The following is an 18,334-nucleotide window of genomic DNA, read 5'->3' as shown; positions in this document are numbered from 1 at the left end:
TCGAGGGGATCATCGGGCCGCTCCCGCAGCCGTCCCGGCATAGCGCCTGGCAATCTCGGACATGGGGCGGGCGGGGAAGGGGCGAGGCCGAGGCCCGCGCTCCAGGTCGGCCGCGTCGATCTCGAAGCTCCGCAGGCGCTCGGCCAGGGCATCGACGGCAACGCCGCCGAGGACGACGCCGGCGCGGTCGTATTCGCCGAAGAACGTCCGCAGTTCGCGAATGCGCGCCGACAGGGGCGCCAGGGTTTGCTTACTCATGGTCGGTTCCTCTCGTGTGTTTGGAGTGGGGACAGCCGGAGCGGCATGCCCGGAACATCGAGACCCGCAGCGAGGAGGTCGCGGCAAAGGGCTTGGCCTGCCAGTTGAGGCAGACGTCGCGGCGCATCTCGTCGAGGACCGGACAGTCCACGGTCTCTCGCATCAGCGCGCCGCGCACCCGGGCTTCGACGTTCCCGAGGACGCCGGGGTATTTCTTCGACAGGACCTGGCTAATCGTCGACCCGCCGACGCCGGTCCGCAAGGCGGCTCCCTTGAGGCCTTGCGCGTCGGCAAACAGCGCCAGCTCCTCGATCCAGTCGGGTGCCGGTGACCAGCTCGTGCGAGCCTTCTCGAGAAAGGTCATGGACGATCCTCCTCGGCCTCGAGGGGGCTCTGCGCCTCGCGCAGGTTCTGGTCGTAGACCACCTTCGTTTTCAGGATCAGCGGCGCCAGTGGTCCCGTGTCCATCGCCGGCTTCAGCTTCCACAGGCCGTGCTTGACCTGGGCGAGGTACCCCGCTGCGTTCAAACGCTTCAAAAAGGCTTTAGCGCTATGCACCGAGACAGGGATCTCTTCCGTGGCGGCCCTCAGCGCCAAGTCATCGGCCGTGAGGCCGCCGCGGCTTTCCGGGCCACGCAGCACGTTCCACATGTGCTGCTGGCCGCGACCCTGTTGGGCGGGAGTTCCGTCGCGGTTGACCCGCGGCGTCGCCAACGGCGTCTTGAGGAGCTTATAGAGCGGCGTATCCCTGCCTTTGTGGAGCGTCTCCCGCTCGCCGCTGTCTTCGATGATCCCGGCCGCTTCCAGCCGCCGGAAATAGTCGGCGACCGTCGATCGCTCTGTCCGGTTGGTCCGTTGAAGCACGGCATGGACCGAGACCAGACCACCTTCCGCGCCAAGCTCGCGAATGACGCTCCAGAAGAAGGCGTGGCCGCGCAGCACCGGCTTGCCCGGCGCCGTTCGAAATTCCAGGATCGCGCTCATCAGGCGGTCCTCATCGGCACGGCGGCCGTGTCGATCGGGCCGTGGTAGCTCTCGACGTCGAGCTGCTCGACGCCGGCGCGCCGCGCGAACTTGCGGACGTCGTTCAAGGTGTTCACCAGCCGCTGGGTCCGACCCTTCGTCTTCTCGAGGAGATGGGCGAGAAGATCATCGGCGAGATTGAGCTTGGGGCAGAGCAGACGGGCGAGCGTCTTGGCGTCGTCGAGGTCGCAGGGCACGGCCAGCACCCGTTCGAGCACCCGGTTGTCGACCTTCTCGATGGCCTTGAGTTTGCTCGGAAGCTTCTCCTCGCCGATCAGGATGACGGGCACACCGGTGGAGTCGCCGAAGTCGCGGGCGTATTCGACGAGGCCCTTGGCGAGCAGGTAATCGGCCTCGTCGATGATCAGTGGCCGCGTCGGATCTCCGCCGAGGCGCTTGACGATTTCCAGATACATGTCGCCGCAGGTGCCGCGGGGGCTCGTCTCGCCGAGCTCGATCAGGAGCGACGAAAGGAAGATCTTCCGCGTCCAACCGAACTTGACCTCGACATAAATGCCTTGCGTGGCGTTCTGGGCGTAGCGGGCGGCGAAGCTCTTGCCGTAGCCGGACGGGCCGGAGAACAAGGCGAGGCTCGAGGAGTGCTGATCACGCGAGCGCATCGCATCGATCAGCACCATCATGTTAACGACGTTCTTGAGCGGCGCCGTCGATCGGTTGACGTTTGCTGTTGGCATGTCCATTCTTCTCTCCGCATCTGTTGATGGGCCCCGGTTCGCCGGGGCTCTTTTTTTGTCGCCTGCCGGCGACGGTTCCCGTCAGAAGCTCAAAGCGCTGCCATGCTCGGCGCTCATCCGCTTCATCACGCGGTATTCGGGGTCGTCGCGGTAGCCCATCAGCCAGCGCGCATCGTCGGCTGGGATGTCGGCTCCCGCTTCCATGGAAGCCTCGATCGCCAGCGCGCGGCGCCAGCGAGTTTCGCGGGTGTCCAGCTGCACGACGTTGGTGGCTTTGCGTGGCGCTGCGTCAGCGCTGAGATCGCGCTGGATCTGGTCGTGAATTTCCGCTGCACGGCCTTCGAGCGGCTTGGCTGCCTTCGGCTTGCGCTTGCCGTGTTCGGCCGCGGCCAATGCGGCGGCGATTTCCGGCGTCGTATGGGTAACCTCGGGCTTCGGCAGGGGGGTGACATTCGGCATGTCGCGCATCGCGACCTGTTGCGAGCGCTCGTGCAGGGCCGGGCCCTTGGCGATGTCCCTCGCGGCCTTGATGATCGGCGCCGTCTTCTCGCGCAGATACTCCGCCCGCAGTTCCTTCTTCGCCTTCGTCCGCGTCTTCATGTCGATGCCGGCGATCTCACCGCAGATCGCCTCGTCCAGGAATCGACCGTCGGCCGGATCGAATAGCAGGATACGACCGACGTCGTTGGGATCGCGCCGGACGAACACCTGCCGCCCGGGCAGGATTGTGCCGCTCTCGTCCTTGTAAAAGTTGTCCTCGATCCGGACGCCGAACTTGGTGACGGTGCGCAGCCCGTCTTTCCCCGCGACCGGCGAGAGCAGAATGTCGAGGATGCGCGGATCCTCGATTCGGCGCACGGTGTGATGGCTCGATGCGGCGACCTGGAACGGCGTCTTTCCGCCGAGGCCGGAATGCGGGCTGTGCTGATAGTCGGTCTCGGCCCAACGATCGCAGATCGTCTGCAACTCGGCGCCGGACAGCGTCACGCCGAAGATCGTGGCATCGTCTCGCCCGAGCCGCTTGTCGAAGCTCTTGCGGTTTTCGATCACCTTCCGGTCGGCCACCGAATGGCCGACGTAGCCGGGCAGCGTCGCCACCAGCCGGTGCTGGAAGGTCCTGATGACCCGCTCGACGAAGCCCTTCTGCTGGGGGGCGTAAGGGTCGGAGGGCGTCAGGGTGATGTTGAGGGCGGCGAGGAGCCGCTGCGTCGCCACGGCCATGAAATCCGAGCCGTTGTCGCACTTGATCTCTTCCGGCACGCCCCAGGCGAGGATTGCCCGGCGGATGAGCAGGCCCACGGCCTCGGCCGTGGGGGTCGGCGAGATGTAGAAGATCGCCCGGCGGGTCGCGATGTCGATGCAGGCATAGACGGTCTGCCGGCCATCCGTGCAGATGGCGTCCACCGGCGAGGCATCGATCTGCCACATCTGGTTCGGCTCGGTGATGTACGAAAGCGAGCCGGTGCCGGACATCGCCATCGTCGAGCGGAAGCCGTCGGGATTGGTGATCATCAGCAGTTCGGCCCGGTGCTCCTGCTTCTGCGCCTTCAAGAAGTGCTGGAAGGTCCGGATCGGCGGCACCGGAATGGTCTTTGGAGCGCCTTTTGAAATGGCTTCGAGCGTGTCGCCGAACTCGCCGCGAACCTGTCGACGAATTTCACCCGCCGACAGGTGCGGCGCATGGGCGATGAGGCCGAGGATGAAGATCCTGACCGCGCCTTCGTTGGCCGTGTCGAGGACGCCCGTGCCCTTGCGGGCGGCGCCGCGGTCGAATCCGAGCGCCTGCCCCTTCTTCTTCTTGCCGGACCAGCGGCGGACCTGGTCGCGCGTAATCTCCGGCATCGCCTCGGCCAGCCACTCCGGAATGTGGAGCTTGCGCGAATTGTAGCTGAGGACGAACGTCTGGAGGGCGTACTTCTCCATGCCCGTGAAGCCCTGCCGGAAGCCGTCATAGAGCTTCAGGACGGCTAGACGGCTGTCCCGGTTGAGGGCCTCGCGCCGGCTTGCCGCGTTTTCGACCGGCCGGGCTTCGTCGTTCGCCGCCGGCGGCATGTCGACCGCTCCGAGCCGCAGCCAGCGGCGCTTGTAGTAGATCTGCGCCATCAGCGGCAAAAGCCGGATATGGTATTCCATGCCGCCGCCGCGGCCCGCCCGCTTGCGGGCCAGCGGATGGTCGTTCCAACCCTCGCGCTCGGCAAAGGCGATCATCGCAGTACGGTTGGAGGGAAGCTCCGGCAGCTTCTCCTCGGCGATCTCGCGCGCCGTCAGCCATTCTTTCATGACTGGGCCTCGATCATCCGCCAAGCTTGCCGGTTCATGGCGTTGCCACGAATAGTCTCTTCGTGCTCCGCGACCCAGCGCAGCGTCTTCACCGCAGCTGCCAGATGCGTCTCGTGCAACTCGCGCTGGCCGCGCGTCATCGTGGCCTGCTTGCCTTGGGCCGCGGCCTCGACGGCGGAGATCTGGGAGGCGAGGGAAATTTTGCTCATCGCCGCCCCCGCAGTCGCGCGTCGCTGGCGGCGATCTGCGCGTCCAGCTCGGCATGATATGTCTCAATGCGCTTCTTGTGCTCGCGCATCTCGTGATTTCGGATGATTTCCTTGTGCTCGGAGGAAACGACGGCGTAGCCGAACAGGCCCGGCAGGAAGCCCAGGAGATCGGTCTTGCCGGTCACGTGGATGACGGCGGCGAACTCGTCGAGATGGATCCGGTTTTCCGTCGCGCTGGGCGAGGTCCACTTGTAGACCGTGTTTTTGGTGACGATCCGATCGAGATGCTCGCCGATCTTGGTGGCGACCTCGCCTCGCGAGAGGCCTGTCTCGTCCTGATATTCCTGCAGGGCGCGCGACAGGATGCGGGCGATCTTCATGTCGAGCGGCCCGCGACCGGCCACGTCCTCGTCGTAGCCGACCGCCACCTGCGGCGGCTGCCAGTCGAAAATATCGAGGGTCTGGGTGTCGCGGGCGCGCGCCATCGTCAGGCCGCCTTCTTGCGGCGGCGCGCGAACCAAGCCTCGATCAGATCGGCATTGCGATCGAAGAACTTGAACTTGTCCGTCTCGCCGAGTCCCGAGAAGCGCTCGACCAGCTTGTCGACGCGGCTCGGCTTGATGAGCGTGGGCGCCTCGTCGAGCTTGGCGATCGCCTCCGCGACGGTCTCCGCCTTGGCAGGGTCGCTCGTCAGCAGATCGACGATCGCGCTCTGGCGCACCGGCGTCATTTCAGCGAGAGCCATTAGGTCGCGCTGGGAATTGGCGATCGGGTGGAGCGCGATCCGGGCGCGCAGGTCGGCGTCGATCTTCCGGGCAATCTTGAGGTGCCGGAACAGCGTCTTGCGTCCGAGACGGAGCGCGCTTTGCGCGGCATCGGACCAATTGAGTGTCATCGTGACACTCATTTCCTCCAGCGCTTCGTCCGAGCTGCCCTCGACGACGGCGAGCTTGGCCTTGCGGCCGGGCTTGGCGCTCCCGTTCTCGGCCTTATAGAGGTCGCACCAGGCCGACACGGTAACCGCCCGGTCGAGCGCGGTCAGATCGCCCCGCAGCATATGACCCTTGATCTCGGCGAGCCGGACGGCCGTGTCGTCGGCGAAATCGGCCTCGTCCTCAATGGTTGCCTCGATCTCGTCCCAGCCGAGCTTCAGATGCGCGGCGATGCGGCGCGCGCCGGTGATCAGCTTGTAGCCGTTGCCCCGCTGGGCGACCCGGATCGGCTCGACGAGCCCGTCGACGGCGATCTCTTCGGCGAGCACCGCGACCCAGTCGGGATCGAGGGTCCGGAGCCGGTTCGCGGTGTCGATCGAGGAAATGGAAATCGATGTCATGCGGTCAGTCTCTCTGGCGTGGTGAAGAGGTCGGGATCGGTGGCACCCTCGCTGGCGATCGCCGCGGTGCGCAGTGTGAGTTTGGCGGTGGTGATCATCCGCTTGCGGGCCTGAAGCACCGTGCTGCGGACGTGACGGGCCGAGGCCCGGGGATCGACGGCGAGTTCCGGCGCGGCCATCTCCAGCACCGCCGCCGGATGCCGGCGGGCGAAGGAGGTGCAGGCGGCCATGAACTCGCCCGCCGTCATGCAACGGGCGCCCGACAAGAGGCGTGGAGCGCCGGAGGCGCGACGGGGATGAGGCAAAGAGCCGGACGGCTCGCCGAAGCGAGACCGTCCGCAGTTGTTCGGGAGGAAATACGGGTAGCCCCGCCGCCCCACCACTGTCGCAGGTGGCGCGTTTCCCTCATGATCGGAGTGCCAACAACCGACACGGGAGAAATTGCAATGAAGGAAGAAACCGCCCTCAAGCTCGTCGAGATCGCCGCCCGATTGGTGATCGCGGGCAAGAAGCCGACAGCGAGCCATCCGGAGCCCGATCGAAAGGAGGAGATCGAAGCATGGATCGACAAGCTGAAGATTGAGATCGACGGGCTCACGGGATCAAAGCCCCAGAATGCTACGTAGGTGGCTGGGGCCGAAGACCTGAACCGCGGTATCGATCAGCACCCGACTGGTGTCGGCGTTCGTCGCGCCTGAGAAGGGGCCGAACTCCGCCTCGATCATCTCGATGAGCCGTGCGACCCGCTGCGCACGTTGAACGACGGCGCTCGCTTCGGCGGGCGCCGCCTCCACCGAAGCCGCGTTGCCGGCTGGTTCCGCGTCGTCGTCCTCGGTGCAGCCCATGATCGAGGCAGTGATGCGCTGGAGAAGCTCACGGTTCCGAGCGTTCTCCTCCTCTTCTGCGACGCGAGCCTTCGCTGCCGTCGTCGCGGCGAGGTCGTCGGCCAGGATCTCGTCGATCCGCTGGCGGGCGGCCAGCTTCATTCGGATCCCGGCCGTCTGGCGCGCGTGGCGATCGGTGGAGAACGCCCCCTCGACCGCCCCGGTCGGATCGCCCTCGCTGAGGGTCGCCGCAGGGAACTTCCGGGCGAAAGCCTCGCATTGGGCAATGAAGTCGCTGGTCTCGCTCATGGACGTTCCTTCAGCTGCGGCGGGTTGCGGGAGTGGGGATTGGTCGAGCGTCGCCTCGACGATGCGGGCGCGGCCGAGCCGCGAGCGCAGGATCGGATCGCCTTCGCGGATCTCAGCGACGATGCGACGGAGTTTGGTGAAAGGAGAGGTCACGCCCGGTCCCTCCACCACAGCGCGCCACTGAGCGCGATCAGCGCGAGCCCGTAGGCCATGGCGAGCATCGCCGCCTCCGGCCTGGCGGCCGCCGTGGTTAACGCCGACAGCCAGCTCATGCCGAAGCCCTCTCGCTGGAAGATGTGACGCCACGCTTTTGCCTTTCGCCACCACACCCGTTGCGGCTATGGTCGGCCTCGTCCGTCGGCTTGCGGAACTTGTGGGGGAAGAGCTCCCACAGCGGCACGCCGAGGGCGCGGGAGATGGCTTGCTGGCCGCGGGTGTTGCCGCTGGTCGAGACGGCCTCCCTGCAGGCGGAGTCCCAGAGGCCTTCGCGCTTGGCGAGTTTCGTCAGCGTCAGGTCGCGGTCGAGAAGGGCCGCGCGGATCCTTTTGGGGGTCCAGGGTCGAGGCTTCGCCATCAGGTTCCTCGGATGAGACCGGCTTGTGAGGAGGCGGTCTTTTGCGGGGTGTGGTGCAACAGTTCGTGGCGTTAACCTTGCCATCGAATATTACGGGTGTCAATACGATCTTATGGCCGACAGTTCCGCCATTCCCAGCTCACTGACCGTACGATCGTATGGCTTTGAATTTACTGCGCGAACTCGCGTTAAACACGATCGAGCGCAAGAGTCGTCGAGGCCGACAGTTCGGGCTCGACGCTGATGTCTCTGACGATTGATCCGGGTTTTCCCGCTCGTTTGAGGGATGCCCGTAAAAAGATGGGGCTTTCTCAAAAGGAGATCGCGGATAGAGCCGGCGTATCGCTTCCCTCATGGGAGAAATATGAGGCAGGTAAATCTCGTCCCGGGGCTGAGGTCCTGGCCGGCATAGGCAAACTGGGAATTGATGTTCATCAGTTGCTTACAGGCGATCCGGCAGACCAAGCGACGGCTCTCGCGCCTGTCAGCGGGGCGCCGATCATGGTCGACGACGGGCGCATCGCCATAGTCCCGCGCATCGGCACCCGCGCCGACGCCGGGCCAGGCGCGCTCGTGCAGATCGCCGATGGTGATGTCAGCTATTTCGGCTTCCACAGCGCGTGGCTGCGGGCGCAAGGGGTCGAGCCCTCATCGGTCCGGCTGCTCGACATCCACGGCGATTCCATGCTGCCGACCTTCAAGGACGGTGACACCGTCCTCGTCGACACGGGGATTGACCGGATCGTCGACAGCAGAATCTATGCCGTTGTTTTTTCGGGGCTTTTGATCGTCAAGCGCGTGATCTTGAAGCGCGACGGCTCGGTCATTCTGCGCAGCGACAACCGCGACATCTATGAAGACGAGCTGGTCCCGTCCGGCGAGGTGGCTGAGCTGCACGTGGCCGGACGGGTGTTCTGGGCAGGGGGCTCGATCTAGCTCGCCAGCCGCTCGCGCTCGGGCGCCGCCTCGAAAGCATCGGCGGTCTCGTACAGCTCGGCGATAAACGCTTGCGACGGCTCGTCGAAGAGCTCGCCGCCGTCGCCGACCGAGCCCATCACCGGCAGGATCAGATACTCGTACCGGAGCGCGACATTGGCGCCGGAAAGGACGGTGAATGTGCGATCCGGGAACCGCCGCGCCATGTGCGCGACGAAGCGCTCACGCGTCTTCTGATCGAATGACAACATGTCCGGCGGACAGACCATGAATTCCTTCACCGGCTGACCGTTCGTGGGTAAGGGTCTCTTGCGCAATGGCTTTCTCCATAGGACTACGCCGCACGTTCTTTATATGTTCTCCTTTGGAGGCGAGAGTCAAACTGGCTGTTTTCAGCGCCGATGCCGTTTGAAGTTGCGCCATCGGCTGCGTCCGACCGCACCGAGGTCTGACGAAGGGTTTGCGAGCCCAAAAGGCGCTATCCAAGCCACTTCTGCGGCAATCCATCGCCTCGACCGCGCGCCTCGTCGACACGCTCGTCGCAGCGTTCATTCAGGAACATTCGCGTTTGAACTTGCGCGCCCTGAACGGCGCTCGGTGCCCTAAACACGCCCCGGAACCCCCGGAAAATGCGGCCTCATACCACGAAATTCCGGCCGATCCCGCCTAATCCCGGCAATTCGCATCTGATCTTGCGCGTTACAGCACGTCGGCCGTGAATGATTGCTCCTGATGACAACGAGCGGAGCGAGTCGGCCGGCCCCGAGATCCCGCTGTCGCGCCTCCACGAGCGGGACAGCGCCATCTTGCTTCGTGAAGAGCTCCTGTCCGGCCGGCCGATGCGGGGGGCTTCCTCGTCGCCTTTGAAGCCGCTTCGCTCGGCGCCGGTCCTGCCCTTCCGCGTATCCGTCGTCGATGAGCGGAGAGACGAACACCCTGGTGCGCCTTCAGCTGGTCGCCATGCGTGGCATCGGTTCTGATCGGAAGAGCACACCTCGTGGGTTGCGGTTGGGTTCTCCTTATGTTCTTGAGATGGATGGAGAATTTCTGGTACTTGATCCCGTTCAGCGGCGACGAACGCCGGTGGAATAGTCGAAAGGTGCAGCTCCGATGCGATATACGGACGGAGAGGCGAGATGACCGCCTCGGCGGGACGCGAGCATGGAGAAGCAACCGCGGACGTCATGCAGGCCTCTGCATGCCCCCGGCCACGCAAGATCATCCATGTCGACATGGACGCCTTCTATGCGTCGGTGGAGCAGAGGGACGATCCCGCGCTGCGCGGCAAGCCCGTTGCCGTCGGTGGCTCGGCCGAGCGGGGTGTCGTCGCGGCGGCGAGTTACGAGGCGCGCGCGTTCGGCGTGCGTTCGGCCATGCCCTCCGTCACCGCGAAACGGTGGTGCCCGGACCTCATCTTCGTGAAGCCGCGTTTCGATGTCTACAAGGCTGTCTCGGCCGAGATCCGGGCGATCTTCGCAGAGCATACCGATCTCATCGAGCCCCTCTCGCTGGACGAGGCCTATCTCGACGTCACGACCAACAAGCAGGCGATCTCGTCGGCAACCGTGATCGCGGAGATCATTCGGCGCCGCATCCGCGAAGCGACGGGCCTCACCGCCTCCGCGGGCGTTTCCTACAACAAGTTCCTCGCCAAGCTCGCCTCCGACCATCGCAAGCCTGACGGGCTATTCGTCGTCACGCCGGCCGAAGGCGAGAGCTTTGTCGAACACCTGCCCGTCGGGCACTTCCACGGCATCGGCCCGGCAACCGCCGCCAAGATGGAACGCCTGGGCATCCACACGGGAGCCGATCTCAAGGCGCAGTCCCTCGCCTTTCTGCGGGAGCACTTCGGCAAGATCGGTCCCTACTACTTCGGCATCTCCCGCGGCATCGACGAGCGTCCGGTCCGGGCCAATCGCATCCGCAAGTCGGTCGGGGCGGAGAACACCTTCTCGGCGGATCTCCACTCCCAGGAGGCGATGCGGGAGGCACTCGGACCGATCATCGACAAGGTCTGGCGTCATTGCGAGAAGACGGGAACGCGCGGCCGGACCGTGACGCTGAAGGTGAAATACGCCGACTTCCGGCAGATCACCCGCGCCCTCTCATCGCCCCGGCCCGTCACGTCCCGAATGTCCATCGAACAGGCGGCCTTTCGTCTGCTCGGCGAGCTCCCGGCGGACCCTCGCGGCGTCCGGCTGCTTGGCGTAACATTGTCAGGGCTGACGACCGAAGCTTCGATGCGAACCGAAACGGTCCAGTTCGCGTTGCCTCTGTGATGCAAGGCTGGCGCTCCTCAGCATGGGAGTGACCCTCCCATGCATTGACCAGGGCAGGCCGGCACTCCCTGAGATGGCCAACCAACCAAAAAGGCGCGCCATGATAGAGGACCCGTTCGAGCAGGTGGCGTTTCTCGGCTTCGACGTCTTCGGCACGGTCGTCGACTGGCGGTCGAGCGTCACGCGCTTGGCTGAGCCCTTCCTGAGGCGACACGGTGTTCATGTGGACCCATACCGGTTCGCCGACGAGTGGCGCGCGCTCTACCAGCCGGCCATGGAGCGCGTGCGCTCGGGAGAGCGCCCTTGGGTGAAGCTCGACGTCCTCAACCGCGAAAACCTGGAAACCGTGCTTTCGCGCCACGGGGTAGACGTCGGGCAGATTCCGGAAACCGAACTTATCGACCTGAACCTCGCCTGGGAGAGGCTCGACCCTTGGCCGGACAGCGTCGAGGGTCTGACGCGCCTGAAGCGCCGCTTCGCGATCGGCCCCATTTCGAATGGACACATGGCCGGCATGATGAAGCTTGCGCGGTTCGGGGGGCTTCCCTGGGACATCATCGTCGGCGCCGAGGTGGCGAAAAGCTATAAGCCACAGCCCGAGACCTACCTCAAATCGGCCGCGGCCGTCGGCCTTCCGCCCGAGCGCATCGCCATGGTCGCCGCCCACAACGAGGATCTCGCCGCGGCGCGGGCGCTCGGCTTTCGCACGGTTTTCGTGCGACGCCCGCGGGAGCACGGGCCGGCTCAGACCAGCGATCTCGAGCCCCGGTCGAACTGGGATGTGATCGCTGGCTCGTTGCTGGAGGTCGCCGAAGTCCTTGGCTGTGGATGATGGGCGAAAGATCGATCCCTTTTCGCCAGCCCTTCAGCCTGCCCAATCGCATCTGACAGCGATCAACGGCTCACCGCACCGAGCGGCGCTCGCCGGAGCTCTCTTCAGAGAGAAGACAAAAGTTCTCCGCGGCAGGCCCTTCAGGAGAACCGCGTTCCTTGCGAACGGAATGCCCACGGCTCAGATACGGCTCAACCAATCCGATCAGGAAAGAATCTCATGAAGAAGCGCCTCTTCGCTCTCGTTTCGCTCGCAATCCTCGCGGCCACCCCCGCATCCTCAGCTTTCGCCGGCAGCCTTGATGACATCAAGCAGTCCGGCGTCTTCCGCGTCGGCACGGAGGGCACCTACGCGCCCTTCACCTATCACGACGCCTCGGGCAAGCTGGTCGGCTTCGACGTCGAGATCGGCGAGGAGGTCGCCAAGCGCCTCGGCGTCGAGCCGCAATTCGTCGAGGGCAAATGGGACGGGCTGATCGCCGGCCTCAGCGCCGACCGCTACGACGCGGTGATCAACCAGGTCGGCATCACCCCCGAGCGCCAGCAGCGCTTCGACTTCTCGGATCCCTACATCGTCTCGAAGGCGGTCTTGATCGTCAAGGACGACAACGAGGAGATCAAGGGTTTCGAGGACCTGGAGGGCAAGCGCGCCGCCCAGTCGCTGACCTCGAATTATGGCAAGATAGCCGAGAATGCGGGAGCGACCCTGGTGGCGACCGAGGGCTTCGACCAGTCGATCCAGTTGGTCATCACCGGTCGGGCCGACGCGACCGTGAACGACAACCTATCCTTCCTCGATTTCAAGAAGCAGCAGCCGGATGCGCCGGTCGAGGCGGTCGCGGCACAATCGGAAGCCGCCGCCTCCGGCATCATCGTTCAGAAGGGTAATCCGGACCTCGTTGTTGCCATCAACGACGCCTTGAAGGACATCAAGGCCGACGGCACCTACAAGCGGATCTCCGACAAGTATTTCGGTGAGGACGTGTCCCAGTAGGACACCCCTCGGCTCTCATCCGGCGGCACGGCGCGAGCTGCCGTCGGATCCCATGACGACCACACCCCATGAGCAAAGAGGCCGTTTTGCCCGACTGGCTGCAATTGATGCTGACGTCGTTCTGGCCGCTTTTGCGTGCCGGGCTCGTCTTCACCGTCCCGCTGGCGATCCTGTCATTCGTTCTCGGGCTTGGGGTCGGGCTGCTGACGGCGGTGGTGCGGCTGTTCGCGCCGAAGCCGCTGGCGGCGGTCGCCGGCTTCTATGTCTGGATCATTCGCGGCACGCCGCTTCTGGTGCAGCTCTTCGTCATCTTCTACGGACTGCCAAGCGCCGGCATTCTGATCGATGCCTTTCCAGCGGCGTTGATCGGCTTTACCCTGAATGTCGGCGCCTACAGCTCGGAGGTCATCCGCGCCGCACTGACCTCGATCTCGAGAGGCCAGTGGGAAGCCGCCTACTCGATCGGCATGACGACGCGCCAGGCGCTCCGCCGGACGATCCTGCCGCAGGCGACGCGTGTCGCCGTGCCGCCCCTCGGCAACACGTTCATCTCCCTGGTCAAGGACACCTCGCTCGCCGCGGCGATCACCGTGCCGGAGCTTTTCCAGCAGGCCCAGCGGATCGTTGCCGTGACCTACGAGCCGCTGATCCTCTATATCGAGGCGGCGCTGATCTATCTCATTTTCTCTTCCATTCTCACGACCCTGCAGGCCCGGCTGGAAGTCCGCTTCGGGCGTCATGGCGGGTTCATGGAGCGGGCCCGATGATCCGTCTGTCCGGCATCGAAAAGAGCTTCTCGGGAAATCTCGTCCTGAAAGGCGTCAGCCTCGCGGTACAGGAAGGCGCCGTGACGGCCCTGATCGGGCCGTCGGGAAGCGGCAAGAGCACGCTCCTGCGCTGCGCCAACCTGCTCGAGACCCCCGATGCCGGCACCGTCGAGATCGGCGACGTCCGGCTGGAGTTTTCGGGCAAGCGGCGACCATCGCAGTCGGACGTCCTCAGGCTGCGTCGGCGCACCGGTATGATCTTCCAGAACTTCCAGCTCTTTCCGCACCAGCGGGTCGTCGAGAACGTCATGGAGGCGCTGGTGACGGTGCAGAAATGGCCGAAGGCGAAGGCTCGCGAACGGGCCATGGCGCTTCTCGACCAAGTGGGGATGTCGGAGAAGGCGGAAGCCTGGCCGGCGACGCTGTCGGGCGGTCAGCAGCAGCGCGTGGCGATTGCTCGGGCGCTCGCCCCCTCGCCCGCCCTGATCCTCTGTGACGAGCCCACGTCGGCACTCGATCCGGAGCTCGCCGAGGAGGTGGTGGACGTTCTGCGGACGCTGGCGAAAGACGGCGCGACGATGCTGATGGCGACGCACGACCTCAGACTCGCCCGCAGCCTCGCGAGCCACGTCGCCTTTCTCGAGGCCGGCGAAATCGTCGAGGAAGGTGCGCCCGACGCGATCTTCGGAGCGCCCACCGAACCGCGCACCATCCGCTTCGTCAGGAGTTTGGGGGCTTAAGCGAACCGCATGACACCCCCGACGGAGGAAAGCGCCGCTTCCCGGCTGCAGGAGCCGTTTAAGAAACGCCTCGCGCATGAGCCTCCTCGATTGTAATCTGGTCGATGACGATCCTGGGAGGAAGCCATGGCCGATAGCGAACGCGTCGCGATCCTGAGGCATGCCTATCGATGCTGGGTGGAGTGTTCCGGCGCGGACCGGAACGTCTGGCTGGATTTTGCCGCCGACAATCCGGTTCTCCATTCGCTGCAGACCGAGAAGGCCGAGCATCCCCTGGTGATCGCGGACGTCTACCGCGGACGCGAGGAGATCGGCGCGTATTTCGACGCGATGGAACGCGACTGGGAGCCTCTCTTTTATGAGCCGCAGACCTTCATTGAACAGAGGGACGAGGTGGCGGTCTTCTCGATCGTGAAGGTTCGAGCCAAGGCCACCGGCAAGACTGCCCACACCTGGCTCGGCCACTGGTGGACCTTCGACGGCAACCGCTTTGCAAAACTGGTCGAGGTCTTCGACGGGACGAAGGCGCTGATGGCGATAACGCGGGACTGAAGTGACTTCAGTGGAGGAAAGCCCGACGAAGTCGCCGGCAATCGATCAAGGAGCATGCCACTGGATGGAGTGAACGACGGCGGGCCACAGGGCGTCTCACGGAACGAAGAAGTAGTTCGTCAGGTGGAAAAAGATCGGCGCGGCGAAGGTGACGGAGTCCATCCGGTCCAGAGCCCCGCCGTGGCCCTCGATCATCGTACCCCAGTCCTTGGCGCCCAGCGAGCGCTTGATCGCTGACAGCACGAGCCCGCCGCAAAAGCCGGCGACGACGATGGCGAGCGCCATGCCACCGGCCTGAAGCGGGGAGAAGGGCGTGATCCAGAACAGCCCGGCCCCGACGAGCGCCGCCGACAGGCCGCCGCCGATCAGCCCTTCCCAGGTCTTGGCGGGCGAAATGCGCGGGGCGACCTTGTGCCGGCCGAACAGCTTGCCAAAGACATACTGAAGGACGTCCGAGAGCTGCACCACGGCGATCAGGAAGAACAGCCAGAGGAAGTTCTCCCCCTCGTGGCCGGGAATATCGAGAATCAGAAGCGCCGGCGCATGGCTGATGCAATAGACCGTCAGCATCAGACCCCATTGCAGCTTGGCGGTCCGCTCCAGGAAATGGTCGGTCTCGCCGGCGAGGACGGTCAGGACCGGCAAGAGCAGAAAGGCATAAACCGGGATCGCGATGGCGAAGACCGTCTGCCATTCGTCGAAGATCAGCCAGTATTGCAGGGGAATGAACACGTAGAATGCCGTCGCCACCGCCCGGTGGTCGGCGGGACGGGTGGGCGTCAGCGTGATCATCTCGCGCAGGCAGTAGAACGAGGTGAGCGCGAAGAGGATGAGCGTCACCGTCGGCCCCAGAAGAAAGGCGGCGGCAAAGATCGCCACCATCACCCACCAGGCCTTTACCCGCGATTCGAGGTTGCGAACCGTCGTCTGCATGGCTTCGCTGTGGGCGCGCCGCGACAACACGAAGGAGGCAAGCGAACCGGCCAGAAGGATGCCGATCACGCCGGCGAGAAGGATGATGATACGCCGATCATCCATGGCTCAGACCTCCCCCGGTCTGCCGAGCGTGGCGACGGCCTCACGCGCTCGAGTGAGAAACGCCTGCCGCTCTTCGCCCTGCCGCAATCGCAGCGGAGCGCCGAAACGCGCCGCACAGCTGATCGGCGCGGGAACATAGGCGCCCTTGGGAAAGGCCCGGGCAAGATTGTCCAGAAAGACCGGGATCAGCTGGACGCCGGGATGGGTGTTGGCGAGATTGTAGAGCCCGGATTTGAACGGCATGATGGATGAACCGTCGCCGCGCGTGCCCTCCGGAAACAGGATCAGCGAACGCCCCTCGGCCAGGGCCGCCGTCAAGGGGGCCAGCGGATCGCTGTCCGCCGGCGCCTGGCGTTCGACGAGAACGCAGCCCAGGATATCGAGGGCCACGAAACGCCTGAGCCGCCCCTTTCCCCAGTAATCGCGCGCCGCCACCGGCGACGTCTCGGACCGCAACGCGTCCGGAAGGGCCGCCCAAAGGACGATCGTATCCAGGTGGCTGCCGTGGTTGGCGAAATAGATCCGCTGCTCGAAGGTCGGCTCGGACCCGACCCAGCGCGCATGGCCACCCACAAGAAAGCGCGTCAGTGCAATGAGGACGAGGCGTGCCGCGGCGATCATCGGGCTTGTCCGGCGAGAGCCTTGGCCTGGCTTTTCAGCCGGCGGCCGATGGTCACCATGGTGCCGAGGGCGATCAGGGCGAGAAGCACCGTGGAAACCGGATGGCTCGCGGCGAGAAAGGCTTCGGCGAAGGCGACGCCGGCCGCGAGCGTCAGGGCCGCCATGCGGTGCTGCTTGGCCATCGGGCCGCGGAAATCCTGCTTCAGGCCCACCGTGCCCCCCAGAAGACGGACATAGGCGGCGACCGCCGCACAGAGAGCCGAAAGCCAGCCGAGCCAGCCCACCCCCAGGGCATAGCCGAAAGCCACGAGGAACAGGCTGTCCTCCAGACGGTCCGGAGCCTCGTTCCAGAGCGCACCGCTGGTCGAGCCTCTGCCGCCCTCCACCGCCACCAGCCCGTCCATCAGGTTGGCGACAAGACGCAGCTGGATGCACAGCGCGCCGACGATCCACAGGGCGGGCTGAGGCAGGCGCGCGGCGAAGACGAAGGCTGCGGCGCCGGCCAGCGAAAAGACGATGCCGAGCGCGGAGATCTGGTTGGCGGTCATTCGAGTGCGAAGGAGAAACCGCAGAAGCCGGCCCGCCCATGGCCGTTCGCGTGAGGCAAGAGGCCGTCGATCGCCAAGCGGCGCCTTGCCTTTGCTTTCGTCCGTCGCCATTCGCCATTCCCTCGCAACAGGTCACAACCGCACGGGAGACGTCTCACGCCGGGCGGTGCCAATCAAGCCGCCTCTGCCGTCCTGGAGCAAGCATTTCGATCCGGGTGAGTGGGGGGTGTCATCAGGCCGATGAAGGGGATCTGGAACCGCGCCGGATGCGCCTCACGGCCCCGCGGGGGACGACGTTGGTACTGGCAGGCGCGGTGAGTTTTCAGTCTCTTCAGCGCAGGATGCCTTCTCCGCGAGGCGAATTGCATGATCTACAGTGCATTATCCTGATCATCGTATGAGCCAGGAAACATCTCCTCGATTTCCTGTATCAGGCATTTGACTTGGTGGTTGATGATCTCCACGACCAATCTCGCCGTCGTGAGAAGGCTTATATCGATCTCTTAGCGAGATGCGGCGCGTGACGCTTTGTGACATGTCACGAGCGGTAGCAAAGCTGATCGCCGTCCTGGCGGATGTCACGCACTGCGCGATTTCCTACAAGTATAAATAAAATAAAAAATATATAACTCCGAGAATGCTGCAACTCGTGATAATGTCCTCTTCCGTAAATCGCTTCCGCTTCATCACTCCGTCCTTCGATCAAGGATCGGGACTCTAATCTCGGAGCGAGGAAAACTCAGTGGCAGATCAAAGGCTCCTGACCGCCCCGGCCGGGCCTGCTTGGCAGACCGGTTCCCAGTCCAGAATCGGCACCTTCGCCCGTGGATTTTCCGCGGGGCGGCTCCCCGCCAGCACGAGAAGTTCATCATCATGGCACTCACCTTCCCCAATCGATCGCGCAGTTACGACGCGCATGGCCATCGGGTCCGCTTCGTGGGCTATGACGGCATGATGGAGGTGCCCTTCTTCGTCGAAGAGGCCGCGCTTGCCTCGGGCGGAACGGCGCAGACTGGTTCGGAAACCGGCCTGCTGAAGGCCTTCGACGCGGCGCGCGAGATCATCCTGACGGTTGCTGCGAAAGCCTATGCCCGCAGCCGTAAGAAGATGTACGTACTCACCGGCAAGGATTTTGCTTGAGCCGGCGTCCGGCCCGCGGCGATGGCTGCGACTCAGGCAATCATGTCGGTATGGGCGATGATCGCGCGGGCACTTGTAAATCTAAATAAAAACCCCAATTCATCCTGGGTAGGCGGATGATCGAATTGAATCGAGAGCAGTCCCGACACTCAATTCCGGCATTTCCTGCGAAAAATCGATCAATTCCCGCCAAGAAATACTTCTAGGCTTACTGCGACTTTGTAACGAAAGGGTGTCCCATGACCACGGGAACCGTGTGTCCACTTAAGCTTCTTGACTGACGAATGACATGACGGTTTCGACTGGCCTACGGCCCATGTTGCGGTAGCCGAGGTGCGGGCGTTCGGTGTTGTAGTGGACGAGCCAGGCGTCGAGATCGGCCT

The 18,334-nt window shown here is 64.5% G+C and carries 25 protein-coding genes and 1 pseudogene; 9 read left to right on the top strand and 17 right to left on the bottom strand.

The window, feature by feature from the left end:
• Nucleotides 1-9 precede the first annotated feature (9 nt).
• The 9 genes from GTK09_RS27350 to GTK09_RS06295 all read right to left on the bottom strand — a co-directional run bounded on the left by GTK09_RS27350 (nt 10) and on the right by GTK09_RS06295 (nt 6,046).
• Nucleotides 10-258, bottom strand: a complete 249-nt coding sequence (locus GTK09_RS27350) for a hypothetical protein (protein WP_246217744.1) — start codon at nt 256-258, stop codon at nt 10-12.
• Nucleotides 251-622, bottom strand: a complete 372-nt coding sequence (locus tag GTK09_RS06330; RefSeq protein WP_163462041.1) for a transcriptional regulator — start codon at nt 620-622, stop codon at nt 251-253. Before GTK09_RS06330 ends, GTK09_RS27350 begins: the two co-directional genes overlap by 8 nt.
• On the bottom strand, nt 619-1,242 hold the full coding sequence (locus GTK09_RS06325) for a hypothetical protein (RefSeq protein ID WP_163462039.1): 624 nt from the start codon (nt 1,240-1,242) through the stop codon (nt 619-621). Before GTK09_RS06325 ends, GTK09_RS06330 begins: the two co-directional genes overlap by 4 nt.
• Entirely contained in the window at nt 1,242-1,982 is a 741-nt protein-coding gene (locus GTK09_RS06320; protein ID WP_163462036.1) for an AAA family ATPase, read from the bottom strand. Before GTK09_RS06320 ends, GTK09_RS06325 begins: the two co-directional genes overlap by 1 nt.
• 75 nt (nt 1,983-2,057) lie before the next feature.
• A complete protein-coding gene (locus GTK09_RS06315) occupies nt 2,058-4,256 on the bottom strand; it encodes a TnsB C-terminal domain-containing protein (RefSeq protein ID WP_163462034.1) in 2,199 nt (732 codons plus the stop codon).
• Nucleotides 4,253-4,465 (bottom strand): hypothetical protein, encoded by a 213-nt coding sequence (locus tag GTK09_RS06310; RefSeq protein WP_163462032.1) that lies wholly within the window; start codon nt 4,463-4,465, stop codon nt 4,253-4,255. Before GTK09_RS06310 ends, GTK09_RS06315 begins: the two co-directional genes overlap by 4 nt.
• Nucleotides 4,462-4,950 (bottom strand): hypothetical protein, encoded by a 489-nt coding sequence (locus GTK09_RS06305; protein ID WP_163462030.1) that lies wholly within the window; start codon nt 4,948-4,950, stop codon nt 4,462-4,464. Before GTK09_RS06305 ends, GTK09_RS06310 begins: the two co-directional genes overlap by 4 nt.
• Nucleotides 4,951-4,952: 2 nt before the next feature.
• On the bottom strand, nt 4,953-5,798 hold the full coding sequence (locus GTK09_RS06300) for a ParB N-terminal domain-containing protein (RefSeq protein WP_163462028.1): 846 nt from the start codon (nt 5,796-5,798) through the stop codon (nt 4,953-4,955).
• On the bottom strand, nt 5,795-6,046 hold the full coding sequence (locus tag GTK09_RS06295) for a hypothetical protein (protein ID WP_163462025.1): 252 nt from the start codon (nt 6,044-6,046) through the stop codon (nt 5,795-5,797). The genes GTK09_RS06300 and GTK09_RS06295 overlap by 4 nt, the downstream gene beginning before the upstream one ends.
• Nucleotides 6,047-6,205: 159 nt before the next feature.
• Between GTK09_RS06295 and GTK09_RS06290 the strand changes: the two genes are divergently transcribed.
• The gene (locus GTK09_RS06290) at nt 6,206-6,424 is read left to right on the top strand and encodes a hypothetical protein (RefSeq protein WP_163462024.1); all 219 of its coding nucleotides are present in this window, start codon (nt 6,206-6,208) and stop codon (nt 6,422-6,424) included.
• Here the strand turns inward: GTK09_RS06290 and GTK09_RS06285 are convergent.
• Genes GTK09_RS06285 through GTK09_RS06280 form a run of 3 tightly spaced genes read right to left on the bottom strand, consistent with a single transcriptional unit; the run spans nt 6,401 to nt 7,505 of the window.
• Nucleotides 6,401-7,084 (bottom strand): hypothetical protein, encoded by a 684-nt coding sequence (locus tag GTK09_RS06285; protein ID WP_163462023.1) that lies wholly within the window; start codon nt 7,082-7,084, stop codon nt 6,401-6,403. The two genes, GTK09_RS06290 and GTK09_RS06285, sit on opposite strands and share 24 nt — an antisense overlap.
• Nucleotides 7,081-7,203 (bottom strand): hypothetical protein, encoded by a 123-nt coding sequence (locus tag GTK09_RS27745; RefSeq protein WP_281353343.1) that lies wholly within the window; start codon nt 7,201-7,203, stop codon nt 7,081-7,083. The genes GTK09_RS06285 and GTK09_RS27745 overlap by 4 nt, the downstream gene beginning before the upstream one ends.
• Nucleotides 7,200-7,505 carry a helix-turn-helix domain-containing protein gene (locus tag GTK09_RS06280; protein ID WP_163462022.1) on the bottom strand — a complete coding sequence of 102 codons (306 nt, stop codon included), beginning with the start codon at nt 7,503-7,505 and terminating at the stop codon, nt 7,200-7,202. The genes GTK09_RS27745 and GTK09_RS06280 overlap by 4 nt, the downstream gene beginning before the upstream one ends.
• 243 nt (nt 7,506-7,748) lie before the next feature.
• On the opposite strand from GTK09_RS06280, the gene GTK09_RS06275 reads away from it, so the two are divergent.
• Nucleotides 7,749-8,441, top strand: a complete 693-nt coding sequence (locus GTK09_RS06275) for an XRE family transcriptional regulator (protein ID WP_163462021.1) — start codon at nt 7,749-7,751, stop codon at nt 8,439-8,441.
• Here the strand turns inward: GTK09_RS06275 and GTK09_RS06270 are convergent.
• A complete protein-coding gene (locus GTK09_RS06270) occupies nt 8,438-8,758 on the bottom strand; it encodes a hypothetical protein (protein WP_163462020.1) in 321 nt (106 codons plus the stop codon). The two genes, GTK09_RS06275 and GTK09_RS06270, sit on opposite strands and share 4 nt — an antisense overlap.
• An 867-nt stretch (nt 8,759-9,625) precedes the next feature.
• Between GTK09_RS06270 and dinB the strand changes: the two genes are divergently transcribed.
• The 6 genes from dinB (at nt 9,626) to GTK09_RS06240 (ending at nt 14,604) form a co-directional block, all read left to right on the top strand.
• Nucleotides 9,626-10,720, top strand: a complete 1,095-nt coding sequence (gene dinB, locus GTK09_RS06265; RefSeq protein WP_246217761.1) for a DNA polymerase IV — start codon at nt 9,626-9,628, stop codon at nt 10,718-10,720.
• A gap of 100 nt (nt 10,721-10,820) precedes the next feature.
• Nucleotides 10,821-11,552 carry a haloacid dehalogenase type II gene (locus GTK09_RS06260; protein WP_163462010.1) on the top strand — a complete coding sequence of 244 codons (732 nt, stop codon included), beginning with the start codon at nt 10,821-10,823 and terminating at the stop codon, nt 11,550-11,552.
• Between the two features lie 219 nt (nt 11,553-11,771).
• Nucleotides 11,772-12,545 carry an amino acid ABC transporter substrate-binding protein gene (locus GTK09_RS06255; protein WP_163462008.1) on the top strand — a complete coding sequence of 258 codons (774 nt, stop codon included), beginning with the start codon at nt 11,772-11,774 and terminating at the stop codon, nt 12,543-12,545.
• 86 nt (nt 12,546-12,631) lie between these two features.
• Nucleotides 12,632-13,312, top strand: a complete 681-nt coding sequence (locus GTK09_RS06250; protein ID WP_163462393.1) for an amino acid ABC transporter permease — start codon at nt 12,632-12,634, stop codon at nt 13,310-13,312.
• Nucleotides 13,309-14,052: an amino acid ABC transporter ATP-binding protein gene (locus GTK09_RS06245; RefSeq protein WP_163462006.1), complete on the top strand. Its 744-nt coding sequence runs from the start codon at nt 13,309-13,311 to the stop codon at nt 14,050-14,052. Before GTK09_RS06250 ends, GTK09_RS06245 begins: the two co-directional genes overlap by 4 nt.
• 126 nt (nt 14,053-14,178) lie before the next feature.
• Entirely contained in the window at nt 14,179-14,604 is a 426-nt protein-coding gene (locus GTK09_RS06240) for a nuclear transport factor 2 family protein (RefSeq protein WP_163462004.1), read from the top strand.
• Nucleotides 14,605-14,700: 96 nt separating this feature from the next.
• Here GTK09_RS06240 and GTK09_RS06235 read toward each other — a convergent pair whose 3' ends face one another.
• From GTK09_RS06235 to GTK09_RS06225, 3 genes are read right to left on the bottom strand one after another with little or no spacing between them, the layout of a single operon-like run.
• The gene (locus GTK09_RS06235) at nt 14,701-15,642 is read right to left on the bottom strand and encodes a phosphatidate cytidylyltransferase (protein WP_163462002.1); all 942 of its coding nucleotides are present in this window, start codon (nt 15,640-15,642) and stop codon (nt 14,701-14,703) included.
• 3 nt (nt 15,643-15,645) lie between these two features.
• A complete protein-coding gene (locus GTK09_RS06230; protein ID WP_163462000.1) occupies nt 15,646-16,263 on the bottom strand; it encodes a lysophospholipid acyltransferase family protein in 618 nt (205 codons plus the stop codon).
• On the bottom strand, nt 16,260-16,922 hold the full coding sequence (locus GTK09_RS06225) for a CDP-alcohol phosphatidyltransferase family protein (RefSeq protein WP_163461998.1): 663 nt from the start codon (nt 16,920-16,922) through the stop codon (nt 16,260-16,262). Before GTK09_RS06225 ends, GTK09_RS06230 begins: the two co-directional genes overlap by 4 nt.
• A 762-nt stretch (nt 16,923-17,684) precedes the next feature.
• Between GTK09_RS06225 and GTK09_RS06220 the strand changes: the two genes are divergently transcribed.
• The gene (locus tag GTK09_RS06220) at nt 17,685-17,951 is read left to right on the top strand and encodes a DUF1488 family protein (RefSeq protein ID WP_163461996.1); all 267 of its coding nucleotides are present in this window, start codon (nt 17,685-17,687) and stop codon (nt 17,949-17,951) included.
• Nucleotides 17,952-18,215: 264 nt separating this feature from the next.
• Here the strand turns inward: GTK09_RS06220 and GTK09_RS06215 are convergent.
• Nucleotides 18,216-18,334 (bottom strand): annotated as a pseudogene (locus GTK09_RS06215) (IS481 family transposase); the annotation flags it as partial.

The sequence above is a fragment of the Jiella pacifica genome, from assembly GCF_010500815.1.
Lineage (GTDB): Bacteria > Pseudomonadota > Alphaproteobacteria > Rhizobiales > Rhizobiaceae > Jiella > Jiella pacifica.
The sequence above is the reverse complement of the archived record's forward strand: the minus strand, read 5'-3'. Positions and strand labels throughout refer to the sequence as shown.